Here is a 13,938-nt window from a genome sequence, read left to right as displayed (position 1 = left end):
ATTAAACCGTATGGTTGAACGAAATCCCGCCGATCTTGACGCCGTCTTCCACGCCCTCGGGGACCGCACCCGTCGCGCCATGCTGCGGCAGCTTGCGGACGGTGCGTGCCGCGTCGGCGACCTCGCGGCGCCCTGCGCCATGTCGCTGGCCGCCGCTTCCAAGCACATCCGCGTTCTTGAGGCCGCAGGTCTCGTCGCCCGGGAGATCCGCGGCCGCACCCATCTGTGCCGTCTCGCGCCGGGACCGCTCGCTAGCGCCCATGCCTGGATCGGCTTCTACGAGCGGCTCTGGATCGGCCGGCTCGGCATCCTCGAAGACCTGCTGCGGCAGGAACTCCCGCAGACCCCGCCACCCGGAGAAACGTCATGACTGCCGCCACCAAAGCCGCCCCTGACGCCTATGCCGCCGTCACCGAGCCCGCGACCCTGACCATCCGCCGGCTGCTGCCGGCGCCGGTAGAGCGGGTGTGGGCCTATCTGACGGAGGCGGAGTTGCGCCGCCGCTGGCTGGCCGACGGTGTGATGGACCTGTCGCAAGACGCCCGTTTCGAACTGGTGTGGCGCAACGATTCCTTGAGTACGCCGACCGATCCGCGGCCCGAGGGCTTTCCGGTCGAGCACCGGATGGAAAGCCGGATCCTTGAAGTGCGGCCACCGGTCCGCCTCGTCTTCAGCTGGGGCGCAGCGGGCGGCAGCGTCGCCTTCGACCTGACGCCGATGGAAGGCGGCACGCTGCTCACCGTCACCCATCGCCGCCTCGCCGAACGCGATGCCATGCTCAGCGTCTCCGCCGGCTGGCACATCCACCTCGATGTCCTTGCTGCACGGCTGTCCGAGACGCCGATGCCATCGTTCTGGTCGGGCTGGAAGCGGCTGAAGGACGAGTATGCCGGCCGCCTGCCGGACTGACCGGTCCTAGAACCGGATGGACGTCGCCCGACTGCGCAGGGTGACGATGCGCGTGGCGCCGAGGCGGCGGGTCAGGCGGCTCGCCGTGCCGGCTCCCGCGGCATGGCCGCCGAGCGCCCGATAATGCCCGGCGGAGATCAGCAGGCCCTGGTCGGGGTCGGTGCCGAGCCCGAGCCAGAGGGCGAGCCGGGCCCGTGCCTGGCGCAGGGTTGCACCCATGCCGTAATCGTCGGTGCCGAGAGAGAACACGGCGGCGCGCCGGTCTGTCTCGCCGCGCCGCGTCACCTGATCGAGGAACGCCCGCACATCGCGGATCCAGCCCTCGTCGAGGACCACGCCTGGCGGCAGGAACAGCAGCCACGGCGCCTTGGCGCCCGCAGCTGCCGCGGCAAGGCGTCGGCCCGCATCGGCCTCGCCGGCGACAAATCGGCACCCCGCAACATCGGCGACCGTCTCGGTGTCGTCGCGAGAACCACCATCGGCGACGATCGCCTCGATGACGAGGCCATCCGCCGCCCCGGACACCAGCGAAGCGAGCGTCGGCAGCAGTCGGCGTTCATCGTCGAGAGTGGGGATGATGACGGTGATCACGGGCGGGGAACATTCCTGTTGCAGCGCAGTATTACCGTTCCGCGCTGCATTCATCCAGTCTTCATCGGGACGTCATGAAAAGGCCCGTCGGCGTTGATGAATCGGGCCGTTGTTGATATCGCACCGCAAAAGCGCCAAAAGAGACGCGCCGCAGCATCGGGGCCTCAAGGCTCTCGGGCGACAGCGTGACGGGATCGGGACATCGACCATGGCACAGTGGGTCTACACCTTCGGCGACGGCAAGGCCGAGGGGCAGTCGAGCATGCGTAACCTTCTCGGCGGCAAGGGAGCAAATCTCGCCGAGATGTCGAATATGGGGCTGCCCGTGCCCCCCGGTTTCACCATCACCACCGAAGTCTGCACCTGGTATTACGCCAACGGTCGCAGCTATCCCGAGGCACTGGCCTCGCAGGTCGAGACGGGCCTCGCCCAGATCGGCAAGCTCACCGGCAAGGTCTTTGGCGACGCGGCCAATCCGCTGCTCGTCTCGGTGCGCTCCGGTGCCCGCGCCTCCATGCCCGGCATGATGGACACGATCCTCAACCTGGGCCTCAACGACGTCACCGTCGCGGCGCTCGCCCTGGGGTCGGGCGACGAGCGCTTCGCCTATGACAGCTACCGCCGCTTCATCCAGATGTACTCGAACGTCGTGCTTGAGGTGGACCACCACAATTTCGAGGAGATCCTCGAGGTCTACAAGGAGCGCAAGGGCTTCACCCTCGACACCGACCTCTCCGCCGATGACTGGAAGCACCTTGTCGGCGAGTACAAGCGTCGCGTCGAGGAAGAGACCGGCAAGCCCTTCCCGCAGGATCCGCGCGAGCAGCTCTGGGGCGCTGTCGGCGCGGTGTTCTCATCCTGGATGAACCAGCGCGCCATCACCTATCGCCGCCTCCACGCCATCCCCGAGAGCTGGGGCACGGCGGTGAACGTGCAGGCCATGGTCTTCGGCAATATGGGCGAGACCTCGGCCACCGGCGTCGCTTTCACCCGCAACCCCTCGACCGGCGCCAAGGAGCTCTACGGCGAGTTCCTCATCAACGCCCAGGGCGAGGATGTGGTGGCGGGCATCCGCACGCCGCAGAACATCACCGAGGTCGCCCGCACCGCCGCCGGCTCCGACAAGCCCTCGATGGAGAAGGCGCTTCCCGAGGTCTACGACCAGTTCATCGCCGTCGCGGCGACGCTCGAGAAGCACTACCGCGACATGCAGGACCTCGAGTTCACCGTCGAGCGCGGCAAGCTCTGGATGCTGCAGACCCGCAACGGCAAGCGCACGGCCAAGGCGAGCCTCAAGATCGCCGTCGACCTCGCCAATGAGGGCCTGCTCACCCGCGAGGAGGCCGTCGCCCGCGTCGAGCCGGCTTCCCTCGACCAGCTGCTCCACCCGACCATCGACCCCAAGGCCGAGCGCCGCGTGCTCGCCACCGGCCTGCCGGCCTCGCCCGGCGCCGCCCAGGGCGAGATCGTCTTCAGCTCCGATGAGGCCGAGGCGCTGAAGGCAGCGGGCCACAAGGTCATCCTGGTGCGCGTCGAGACGAGCCCGGAGGACATCCACGGCATGCACGCCGCCGAGGGCATCCTCACCACCCGCGGCGGCATGACCAGCCACGCGGCGGTCGTCGCCCGCGGCATGGGCAAACCCTGCGTCTCCGGTGCCGGCTCGCTGCGCGTCGACTACGCCACGCAGACCATGGCGGTGGCCGGCAAGGTGCTGAAGAAGGGCGAGGTCGTCACCATCGACGGCTCGACCGGCCAGGTCCTGCTTGGCGAGGTCGCCATGCTGCAGCCGGAACTCTCCGGCGAATTCGCCACCCTCATGGGCTGGGCCGATCAGGTGCGCCGCCTGAAGGTGCGCACCAATGCGGAAACGCCCGCCGATGCGCGGGTCGCGGTGACCTTCGGCGCCGAGGGCATCGGCCTCTGCCGCACCGAGCACATGTTCTTCGACGAGGAGCGCATCGTCGCGGTGCGCGAGATGATCCTCGCCGATGACGAGAAGGGCCGCCGCGCGGCGCTGGCCAAGCTCCTGCCGATGCAGCGCTCGGATTTCGTCGAGCTGTTCGAGATCATGGCCGGCCTGCCCGTCACCATCCGCCTGCTCGACCCGCCGCTGCACGAGTTCCTGCCCCATACCGATGCCGAGATCGCCGAGGTCGCGGCCGCCATGGGCGCCGATCCGCGCAAGCTGAAGGCCCGGGCCGAGGAACTGCACGAGGTCAACCCGATGCTCGGCTTCCGCGGCTGCCGCCTTGCGGTCGCATACCCCGAGATCGCCGAGATGCAGGCCCGCGCCATCTTCGAGGCGGCGGTGATCGCCGGACAGAAGAGCGGCCGTCCCGTCGTCCCCGAGGTCATGGTGCCGCTGGTCGCCACCAAGGCGGAGCTCGACCTCGTCAAGGCGCGGATCGTCGCCATGGCCGAAGCCGTCATGAAGGAGACTGGCGCCAGCCTCGACTACATCGTCGGCACCATGATCGAGCTGCCGCGCGCCGCGCTGCAGGCGGGCAAGATCGCCGAATCCGCCGAGTTCTTCTCCTTCGGCACCAACGACCTGACCCAGACCACCTTCGGCATCTCGCGGGACGACGCCGCCAGCTTCCTCAACCCCTATCTCGCCAAGGGCATCATCGAGATCGATCCCTTCGTCTCCCTCGACCAGGACGGCGTCGGCGAACTCGTCTCCATCGCCGCCGAGCGTGGCCGCAAGACGCGGCCCGGCATCAAGCTCGGCATCTGCGGCGAGCACGGCGGCGATCCCGCCTCCATCCACTTCTGCGAGAAGGTCGGGCTCGACTACGTGTCCTGCTCGCCCTTCCGCGTGCCGATCGCCCGCCTCGCGGCCGCCCAGGCGGCCCTCGGCAAGGCTGCGGCAAGCCAGGCCTGACGCGACCCTCCGGCGGCCCGCCCTGAGGGCGGGTCGTAACCTTTGTCGCGGTTGGCGGCGCGCGGCCTCTGTGCGAGGCTGCGCACTCCTGTCCCTGGCGTTGCACGAGTGCCGATGACCGACGAGACCCGTCCATCCTTGCCGCTGCCCGGCCTCGTCTTCGTCGCGGCCATGCTGGTGGCCGGGCTCGCTCTCGCCTTCCTGCTCAAGGCCTATCCGGGCCTCGGCCAGGCCATTCCCGGCCTGATGTGGCTGCTCGGCGTTGCCCTTGTCGTCGACATCGTCATCAACACGCTCGCGATGCAGGGCCGGATCGATGCGCCGCTCGCCATGCCCTGGCGCTTCGGCGGCTATTTCGCGGGCGCGATCCTGCATACGCTCGCCGCCGCCCAGCTCGGCTGAGCCCATGGTGCCTGCCTCCATCGCGGCGGTTCGCGCCGGTGGCAAGCGGGCGGTGGCGGCCGCCCTCGCCGCCATCGAGACCGCGGCTGGAACCGCCGAACTGGCAGCCTTTCTCGACGCAGCGACGGCCGAAGCCCGGGGCGACACGCTCGGCCTCACCGGACCGCCCGGCGTCGGCAAATCGACCCTGACCAACGCCCTCGTCGCAGCCTGGCGCAAGGCGGGCGAGAGCGTCGGCGTGATCGCCGTCGATCCCTCCTCGCGCCGCACCGGCGGCGCCTTGCTCGGCGACCGCGCCCGCATCTCCACCGATCCCGCCGATCGCGGCGTCTTCGTGCGCTCCATGGCGGCGCGCGACCGGCTCGGCGGCCTCTCCGACCAGACGGTGGCGGCCATGGTGGTGATGCGCGCCGTCTACGACCACGTTCTCGTCGAGAGCGTCGGCATCGGCCAGTCGGAAGCCGATGTGGCCATGGTGGCCGACACGGTCGTGCTCTGCATCCAGCCGGGCTCCGGGGACAGCCTGCAGTTCATGAAGGCCGGGGTGATGGAACTCCCCGACGTCATCGCCGTCACCAAGGCCGACATGGGCCCGCCCGCCCAGCGCGCCAAGGCGGATGTGGAGGGCGCGCTGACCCTGGTGGCGCGCGAGGCCGGCGGCTGGGTCGCTCCCGTCGTGCTGGTCTCCTCGGCCACGGGGGAGGGACTGGACGCGCTCGCCGCGGCCATCGCGGGCCATCACGCCCACCTCGCCGAGGGCCGCCGCATCGCCCGCCGCGCCGCCCAGCAGCGTCACTGGGTGGAGGAGGCGCTGCGCACCCGTTTCGGCCATCAGGGCCTCGCGGCGGTTGCCGCCCGAATCGATGGCGGTGCCCCCTTCGCCAGCGAGCACGCTTTGGCCAAAGACCTCGCGGCCCGGCTCGGCTGACGCCATTAACGCCGCCTCAACCTTACCTCGGCGATAACCTTAGCAGGTGGTGACCGCGCTGTTCGACGCGGGATGCCGGTGGTGTGTGGCGTTTGCGTGGAGTGCGTGGGGTATGCGTGCGTTGCGTCGGCGTTCGTCGCCAGTGTCCCGGACCGCTGTGCTTGTGCCCGGTCTCGCGGCGTCTTTCCTTCTCGTCTCCGTCCAGCCTGTCGCCTATCAGGACCTCGTGAGCCATCTGGCGCGGAAATCCGGCGTCGACCAGACCTGGCGCCGCCACGTGGCGAGCCTCGTGCGGCCCTCCACCACTGTCGCCGGCTTCGTCTTCAGCCGTCCCGCCATCGCCCGCGAATTCGAGGCGCCGCGCCCGGTCCTCGCCAGCCTTTCGGCCGGCCCGGTGCCGGATCTGCGCCGCGATGGCCATCGCCCCGGCCCGGCCCTCGGCTCCGGCATGGACCGCGCCGTGATCTATCCGGTGCCGAACCGCGAGGCGAAGGGCGACCTTCTGCTCGAGCGGCCGCAGCTGCGCCTCAGCATCGGACAGCTCGAGACCGATCCCTCGATCTTCGTGCCGCCGGCCGACGCCAGCTACGCCTCACGCTTCGTGCCGGCCCCGGCGGATGATCGCGGCGATGCCGAGCATTCCGCCCTCTCCCTTGGCGGCCTGCAGCTGGCCGCCGTCTCGCCGGGGATGGTGCTCGACGACCGTCCGGCTGGCGCCATGCTTGGCCTCGGCATGGGCCCGCTCGCCTCCACCCTGCAGGAGGACACCGAGGAGGCCGCGACCCCGCCCGCCGACGTCCGCCGCTTCGCCGAGGAACTGGATGGCGAGAAGGCCGGTATCGCGATTGCGGGCAATGGCCCCATCGCACGTTCCGGCGCCGGGTTTGGCGCCCCCTCCATGCCGCTGGAGAGTGCTCCGTTCCGCGTCACCACGACCCACGAGGCCGTACCGGGCTTCGATCCCATCCTCGGCCCCTTCGCCACGGATAGCCGCGGCGATCGCCCGGATACGCTCCTTGCCCGCCTCCTCGGCCGCAACGAGCCTCGCCCGAGCGACGCGCAGGCTCTCGCCCGCCCGCCGGTTGCGAGCGGTCCCAGCGTTCATCCGGCCCTCGCCCTCGGCCTGGCCGGCCCCGCCCATGCCCGCGCCGAGCGCTGCCTTGCCGAGGCCGTCTATTGGGAGGCACGGTCCGAGCCCGAGCGCGGCCAGATGGCTGTCGCCCAGGTCGTGCTGAACCGCGCAGTTTCCGGCTTCTATCCGCGGGACGTCTGCGGCGTCGTCTATCAGAACGCCCACCGTTACCTCGCCTGCCAGTTCACCTTTGCCTGCGAGGGGCGCCGCAGCCTGGTGCCGACCGAGGCGGGCCCCTGGACCCGCGCCACCCAGATCGCCAGGGACATGATGGCGGGCCGCACCTGGCTGCCCGAAGTGGGTCACGCGACCCATTACCACGCGACCTATGTCCGCCCCTGGTGGGCACGGTCGATGAACCGCCTGCAGCAGATCGGCATCCACGTCTTCTACCGGCCGCGCAACTGGGGCACCGGCCCGCGGATCGAGGTCGCCCGCGCCGCCGCCGACGAGAGCTGAGCCGGGAGCAGGCCGCGCCGCTTCGATCGGCCTCCGCCAGTTGACGGTTGCACAAGCGATCTGCAGCCCATCGCTCGTCGGTCACCACCGCCGCCCCGGCATGTCTCCCTCATGGCGCGAGAGGGGCTGAGCGTTCCTGCTGACTCCCGCTGTCATCCGGAAATGGCATGGTTGGCATCACGGCTTTTCGCTGTTCGCGATCGGTGTTCGCCCCTACAAGAGCCAATCGTGTAGCTGCACGACGTCCGGAGCTCCCCCATGACTGCCTCCGCCCCCTCCGATCGCCCGGCTTCCGATGCTGCGTGGCGCACGCCTTTCGTCATCGTCCTCTGCGGTTGCCTCATCGGCCTCCTGTCCTTCGGGCCGCGCTCGGTCGTCGGCATGTTCCTCATGCCGATCTCCACCGACAACGGCTGGACCCGCGACATCCTCTCGCTGACCATCGCCATCCAGAACCTGATGTGGGGCGTCGGCCAGCCCTTTGCCGGCGCGGTGGCTGACCGTTTCGGTACGCTGCGCGTCTTCTGGGCCGGCGCCATCATGTACGGCCTCGGCCTCGCCTGCATGGTGCTGCCGCTTCCCCCGCTCGCCATGCACGTGCTGTCCGGCACGCTGGTCGGTCTCGGCCTTGCCGGCGTCTCGTTCAACCTGGTGCTGGCCTGCTTCGCCAAGCTGCTTCCCGAGTCGAAGCGCGCCCAGGCCATGGGCCTCGGCACCGCGGCCTCCTCCTTCGGCCAGTTCGTCTTCGCGCCGCTCACCCCCTTCCTCGTCGACCTGCTGGGGTGGAAGGCGGCGCTGCTGATCTTCTCCTGCGTGCCGCTGGTCATCATCCCGCTGTCCTTCGCCCTCGCCACCAGCCCGTCATCCGGGCAGGGCCAGGGCACGGGTGCCGAGATGAGCATCGCCGCGACGCTCAAGCAGGCCTTCGCCCATCCGAGCTACGTCTTCCTGGTGATCGGCTTCTTCACCTGCGGCTTCCAGCTCGCCTTCATCACCACCCACTACCCGACCTACCTGAAGGACCTGAACATGCCGGCCTGGGTCGCCGGTTCGGCGCTCGCCCTCATCGGGCTGTTCAACATCGTGGGGTCGCTGGGGGCCGGCTGGCTCGCCGCCCGCATGTCGAAGCGCTGGCTGCTCGCCTATATCTATTTCGCCCGCGGCGCGGCGGTGATCCTGCTTTTCGTCTTCCCGCCCTCGACGGCGCTGGCTCTCGTCTTCGCCGCGCTGATGGGGTTGCTCTGGCTCTCCACCGTGCCGCCGACCTCGGGCCTCGTCGCCCTGATGTTCGGCACCCGCTACATGGCGATGCTCTACGGCTTCGTGTTCTTCTCCCACCAGGTCGGCGGGTTCCTCGGTGCCTGGCTCGGTGGCGTCATGTACGAGCGCACCGGCTCCTACGAGGTCATGTGGTACCTGAGCATCCTCTTCTGCATCGGCTCGGGCCTCATCAACCTGCCGATCAAGGAACGACCTGTGGCCCAGCCGGCCCCCGTTCCTGCGGAGTAACGGCAGCGCGCTGCCTCAGCGCGCGACCAGCACCTGCTGACAGGCGTCCGGCAGTCCTGCCATGGTGATCGGCGGCGGCGGCCGCCAGTTCGGGTTCGGACGGGGGTTCAGCACTTCTTCAGTGAACCACCAGTCGAGCTCGGCGCCACAGCCGTCTCCCGTCGGCGGCGGATCCTGCGGCCGGCATCCGGGACTGCCCGCCGGGCAGCGGATCCGGATATGCATGTGGTAGTTGTGGCCCGGCACGGGTCGCACGCGCGACAGCCAGGAGCGGTCGCTTCCAGCCTCGCGGCACAGGGCCTTCTTGATCGCCGCATTGACCAGCACCCGCTCCACCGCCGGATCGGTGGCGGCGGCGCGGATGACCTGCAGGTGGTCGCGCGTCCAGGTGGCCGGGTCGATGTCGCGCCGGTCGGCGCGCACCATGTTCACGGCCGAGGTCATCTCCCGTTCCTCCCGCGACAGTTCGCGACGTGGCATGGGCGTGAGCCAGATGTCGGCGTCGAGGCCGATCTGGTGTGAGGCATGGCCGGTGAGCATCGGCCCGCCACGCGGCTGCGAGATGTCGCCGACGAGGATTCCGGGCCAGCGCGACACCTGCGGCACCTTCCGGGCGAAGCGTTCAAGGAAGCCGATCATGTCCGGATGGCCCCACATGCGGTTGCGGGAGAGCCGCATGACCTGCCAGGTCTCGCCATTGACCGGCAGCGCCACGGCGCCGGCGAGGCATCCCCGCGAATAGAAGCCGAAGCTGCGCGCCTCCATCGGCGCGCCGGTCGTGGCGCGGCCGAACAGTTCCTTGGCCGGCAGGTTCGGGTCGTTGGGATTGGCGAGCGGCGGCAGGGGCCGCGGCGTGACCGTGCCGCGCTCCTGCGCGGCGGCCGCGGAACCGAGGACAGTCAGTGCTGCGAGGGCAAGGGCGAGCGGGCGCGGCATGGCGGGGAACCGGGGGATCGCGGGGGGCTTTCCGCCACCCTAGTCACAAGTCGTTAACCATTCCTCACGCCGCTGCAATCGTCTGGACTGCCGCAGCCGGCCCTTAAGGTGAATCCCGCATCCGCCTTTACAGGCCCCTTCCGCTGCGGAATCACTGGAAGTGCAAGGCCCGCAAGGGACCGTCTGCTGGTATCGCGTCGGAGGGGAATCCATGCGCGTCGTTCATGGCCTGGCCGCCCTGATTGTTGGCCTTCTCGTCTGGTCCGCCGAGGCCGCTGCCGCCATCGTGGTGCGGGTCGACAAGAGCACCCAGACCATGCGCGTCATCGTCGATGGCGAGCACCGCTACACCTGGGCCGTCTCCACCGGCCGCGCCGGCTACAACACGCCCAACGGCACCTATGCGCCGCAGCGGCTCGAGCGCAGCTGGTACTCCCGCAAGTACGGCATGGCGCCGATGCCCCATTCCATTAGGAGCTAGCGACAAACTGTTCCCGATCATTCAAAATAAGCTAACAGAATCAATGCCAGCCTCCGGCCGCACTTGCTCTGACTCGATTCTCCTAGATCCGTGAAAATCACCGACGTGTTCCCTGTCCGGACGTTTAATGCGCCCGACGCTTGCCATTTGCCTCCGAACAGCCTTCCTATTCCTAGAATAGGGAACAGGGGACACTTGGATGGGATATCGGATAGCAAAGCCGAGGGCCCTCCTTCGGCCCGTGGATATTCCATCCGGCCCTAGGCTGGTTGGAGTCGGCGAGGGCTTCCCTTACATAGTCGACACGGCACTGCAGTCCCCTCACCGGGAATCTTTCGCTTTCCTCGCCGCATACTGGAGGTGTAGAAAACCTTCCCCAAAGACGATGACCACGCGCTGTGAGCATCTATTGGACTGGTTGCGGTTCCGCGGAGAATGTTTGATCGACCCGACGCGTGTGGAAGGCCTTCTGTACAAATACCGAGCAGACTTAGAAGAACGGGTCTCCGCCAAAAACAAAGACTACCTCGCCCAGGCCACCATAGCCGCCCGGCTCGATACCGCCATACAGTATCAGTTTTGGCTGGCACACAAGGACCCCAAGCCAGCGCCATTTTCCCATCAGCCGCGAGGGCTCGCTAGTCAACGACGACACACGACCCGGAAGGTTGTGCCGTTCACCCTCTCGGAAATGACAAGCTTCCTCCAGTATCTTGCACCAAAAACGGCAACGGAGAGTTGGAGAAATTGGCTAATATGTTACGCCGGATTTGCGACCGGGGCTCGGCTGGATGAGGTCCTGAGCATCGAGGCAAGTCAGATCGCCAAGTGGGATCGAACGACCTCTTCACAAGTTCTTACTCTCAGACGGTCGAAAGGGCGCCGAACAGGGGCGACGGGTCGCGATGTACATATACCCGCGCGACTAAAAGAGAAACTACAACAATACTATTTTGATGAAAGGAAATCAATAATCGCTCAAGCGAAGGCGGCAAACTGTAGGTATGCCGAGCCACCCGAATTATTTATCAATGGATCGAAGGCAACAGCCACCTCGATTGGAGCCGCGCACAAACAGCGGAGGGTTGCGGAAATGTTTTCCGCGGCGCAACTGGCCTGTGGGCAAGTCCGAACCATAACACAATTCGACCCTTTGACAGCAAGGTCGCGAGAATCGCGGAAAGCGAAGCATACGTTTCATCATACGAGGCACACTTATGTTGTGCACGCTTATCGCTACTACATTTCGGCCGGCCTATCACGCGACCAAGCGTGGATGGCGATCAAAGAGGCCCTGGGGCATCGCAGGGTGTCCACAACCATCGAGTTATATGGTGCCGCAATTGCCGACGAAGAAATAGCGCAACGGAATGCGCAATTCGACCTCATGAACGAAATGATGAGGCTATCGGGTGGACCCCATGAGCAATAATTGTGTTTCGCTGAACGCCTTACTGCATCGAATTCGGCATTGCGGTACTTTGGGTCATTACATATTCAGGGTCGTTGGGTGTGAAGGTATCAAGGCCAACAGTATAAGTGCGAGCCAAAGGTATAGATGCGTACATTTTGTTAAATACATTATCGATGCGCATGAAAATAATCTTGAGCCGAAAATTAGTGGCGATATAACCCTCCGAGAATACGTGTACTATTTAGCCGAAACGTCGCTCCCGAAGTCTATTCAAAGATCCTATCGGTCGGGATGCTACGCGGTCATGTTGAGGGCGTGGGAGGCGGCAACCGCCGACGGCCAACCGGTTGGAGCGAAGCCCGTGGTTCGGCCAAAATCCGACAAACGTGCGGGAGCGAGCGCTAGCACGTTGTCCCGACTTCGCGACCGAGGCGAAATGGGAAGCTACCTTGCGACCGCACTTAACGAGCAAACACAGGAAGGCAGGTATAAATTTCCGCCCCACGCAATTGCGTTGGTTAGACCATTCGTTAAGTATCTCGACCTGATTGATCCTGAACGTGAGTTGCGAAGCACCGACTGCCTTGGGAAAAATTTGCGCCAGAGTTACGTGCATTATATGATGGAAACACAAAATGATGTGGTTTACAGGCAGCGATGTATAAGGGCTGTAGATCGACTACTCAGATCTGCGATGGCTCGCGCGGCATTCGATGGTTTGGACGTAGGGGACGAATGGCGAACGTCAAATTCACATTCAGCCCTCACGACAAGACCGGGGATAATCGCGCTTGAGCGAAAACTTTCAGCGGTGGAGGAAAAAGGGCCACTTTATAAGCAGTTGGTAGAGACAATTCGCGGCCAGGGACTTAAGCTCAGATCAGCAAGCCTCTCTTCTACATTGCGAGATTTAAGGATTTTGTTCGAGTATGTGGGCCAAAATGAACGACTGCAGAGCTTTGCGGATTTTCAGCGAGAGGAGTTGGTGCAGCTACTTGAGAAAATCCGCCACGAGTATAATAACGAATACACAGCAAGAAGAATATGGCGGACCACGAAACGAATATTCGAAGCCGCTTGCCGGCAGCAGGGTGCCGAATGTATACCGTGGCCAAGAGCACGATGGATTGGTGGTTTCCAGCGTCGCGGCAATAGCGACCAAGGCCTGGGTCCATCTGAATGCGCCAAAGTCGAACGATTAGCGCGGCAGGAAGTCGAGGAAGTTCTTGCGAGACGAGATGCCCTAGGTAAAATTTTTCCGGGCCCATTTATCGAAGATATTCAGCCATTTGAGATCCTCCTTGCATTTCGCACAGGTTTCAATCCTAGCACGCTGCGCACTCTCAAACTCGCGGACATCGATTGGCACGAGGACGTGGTAGAAATAAGGGGACATAAGGCGCGGTCCACAATTCAGCCCTTGGCCGTGTTTCCGCGCGATGACAGGCAGTTCAGCGGAAAATGGTTGGTGGAGAAGATACTATCGCTCACGCTATACGCTCGATCCCGCGCGGCGCCCCACGATCGAGATGCGTTGTTCCTCTACGAGCCCAAGGGGGGTGCCTACCGCGGGTCCGTCCTTAAGTTTCGCGCATTGAAAACTGGCCCTGAGAACGCGATGCTCGCCGATTTCGGAAGGCGTGCGGGGGTGGGAAAGATGACGCTAAAAACTATGAGGGCGAGTTTTTCCAACCTTGCGTTTGTTACCTCGGGTGATGACCCCCGGGTGGTTCAACGAATGTTGGGTCACCGCAGCACCGAGACGACCGAGGAGTATAGTCGGTCTCACAATGTGGCGCCCCGACAAGAGTTGCTCGCGGTGGCGATGGAGCGTCGCTTGCGGGATGCGCGCACGCAACTGCGACAGGACAGCCGCGATCGACCAACAGCAACCACCGCCGCAGCTACGCCGGGCTTCTCGTGCTTAGATCCATTTTCACCGCCGGTCGACCTGCATCAACAACCTGGCATGTGCGCTGCGTACGGGGCATGCCCTGCTTGTCCGCTCGCTGCCGTCGACACAACGTTGTCTTCCTCCGCGTGCGATTTGGTTCTGTTGGCCGCGGCGATTGCCAAGCTATTGGGGACGCAACAACTCGATCCAAGACGCGTAGGATTCTGGCGCGAGCAGCTTGCTGCGTTAGAGTCGGTGTGGTTACCGAAGTTTGCGGACAATACGATCGCGCAGGCGATGCTAGGGTCCGGACCCATAAATCGGTTGGCATGAGCGAGGGATTGTGATTCACGGCTTCCGGAAGGAAGTCTCTGATGAATTGCGATCTTTTCTGGC

General features: G+C 65.5%; 12 protein-coding genes. 10 read left to right on the top strand and 2 right to left on the bottom strand.

What is annotated here, in order from left to right:
* Positions 1-10: 10 nt before the first annotated feature.
* Both C8P69_RS19895 and C8P69_RS19890 read left to right on the top strand, forming a co-directional pair.
* The gene (locus tag C8P69_RS19895; RefSeq protein WP_108179205.1) at positions 11-370 is read left to right on the top strand and encodes an ArsR/SmtB family transcription factor; all 360 of its coding nucleotides are present in this window, start codon (positions 11-13) and stop codon (positions 368-370) included.
* Positions 367-909, top strand: coding sequence for an SRPBCC family protein (locus C8P69_RS19890; protein WP_108179204.1), 543 nt, complete (start codon positions 367-369; stop codon positions 907-909). Before C8P69_RS19895 ends, C8P69_RS19890 begins: the two co-directional genes overlap by 4 nt.
* A gap of 6 nt (positions 910-915) precedes the next feature.
* On the opposite strand, the gene C8P69_RS19885 is transcribed toward C8P69_RS19890, so the two are convergent.
* Positions 916-1,500, bottom strand: coding sequence for a glycosyltransferase (locus C8P69_RS19885; RefSeq protein WP_108179203.1), 585 nt, complete (start codon positions 1,498-1,500; stop codon positions 916-918).
* 208 nt (positions 1,501-1,708) lie between these two features.
* Between C8P69_RS19885 and ppdK the strand changes: the two genes are divergently transcribed.
* The 5 genes from ppdK (at position 1,709) to C8P69_RS19860 (ending at position 8,817) form a co-directional block, all read left to right on the top strand.
* On the top strand, positions 1,709-4,387 hold the full coding sequence (ppdK, locus tag C8P69_RS19880) for a pyruvate, phosphate dikinase (RefSeq protein WP_108179202.1): 2,679 nt from the start codon (positions 1,709-1,711) through the stop codon (positions 4,385-4,387).
* Positions 4,388-4,501: 114 nt separating this feature from the next.
* The gene (locus C8P69_RS19875) at positions 4,502-4,789 is read left to right on the top strand and encodes a hypothetical protein (protein WP_108179201.1); all 288 of its coding nucleotides are present in this window, start codon (positions 4,502-4,504) and stop codon (positions 4,787-4,789) included.
* A 4-nt stretch (positions 4,790-4,793) separates the two neighbouring features.
* Positions 4,794-5,717 (top strand): ArgK/MeaB family GTPase, encoded by a 924-nt coding sequence (locus C8P69_RS19870; RefSeq protein WP_108179200.1) that lies wholly within the window; start codon positions 4,794-4,796, stop codon positions 5,715-5,717.
* Between the two features lie 163 nt (positions 5,718-5,880).
* Entirely contained in the window at positions 5,881-7,308 is a 1,428-nt protein-coding gene (locus C8P69_RS19865) for a cell wall hydrolase (protein ID WP_245902152.1), read from the top strand.
* A 258-nt stretch (positions 7,309-7,566) separates the two neighbouring features.
* A complete protein-coding gene (locus C8P69_RS19860; RefSeq protein ID WP_108179199.1) occupies positions 7,567-8,817 on the top strand; it encodes an MFS transporter in 1,251 nt (416 codons plus the stop codon).
* Between the two features lie 15 nt (positions 8,818-8,832).
* On the opposite strand, the gene mepA is transcribed toward C8P69_RS19860, so the two are convergent.
* Positions 8,833-9,753, bottom strand: coding sequence for a penicillin-insensitive murein endopeptidase (mepA, locus tag C8P69_RS19855; protein WP_108179198.1), 921 nt, complete (start codon positions 9,751-9,753; stop codon positions 8,833-8,835).
* Positions 9,754-9,964: 211 nt separating this feature from the next.
* On the opposite strand from mepA, the gene C8P69_RS19850 reads away from it, so the two are divergent.
* The 3 genes from C8P69_RS19850 (at position 9,965) to C8P69_RS19845 (ending at position 13,875) form a co-directional block, all read left to right on the top strand.
* Positions 9,965-10,234: a L,D-transpeptidase gene (locus C8P69_RS19850; protein ID WP_108179197.1), complete on the top strand. Its 270-nt coding sequence runs from the start codon at positions 9,965-9,967 to the stop codon at positions 10,232-10,234.
* Between the two features lie 439 nt (positions 10,235-10,673).
* Positions 10,674-11,666 (top strand): site-specific integrase, encoded by a 993-nt coding sequence (locus C8P69_RS23600; RefSeq protein ID WP_146167389.1) that lies wholly within the window; start codon positions 10,674-10,676, stop codon positions 11,664-11,666.
* A gap of 418 nt (positions 11,667-12,084) precedes the next feature.
* The gene (locus C8P69_RS19845; protein WP_170118315.1) at positions 12,085-13,875 is read left to right on the top strand and encodes a tyrosine-type recombinase/integrase; all 1,791 of its coding nucleotides are present in this window, start codon (positions 12,085-12,087) and stop codon (positions 13,873-13,875) included.
* The last annotated feature ends 63 nt before the right edge of the window (positions 13,876-13,938 follow it).

The organism is Phreatobacter oligotrophus (assembly GCF_003046185.1).
GTDB classification, from domain to species: domain Bacteria; phylum Pseudomonadota; class Alphaproteobacteria; order Rhizobiales; family Phreatobacteraceae; genus Phreatobacter; species Phreatobacter oligotrophus.
Note: the sequence above shows the minus strand (reverse complement) of the source record. Positions and strands in the feature narration are given on the sequence as shown.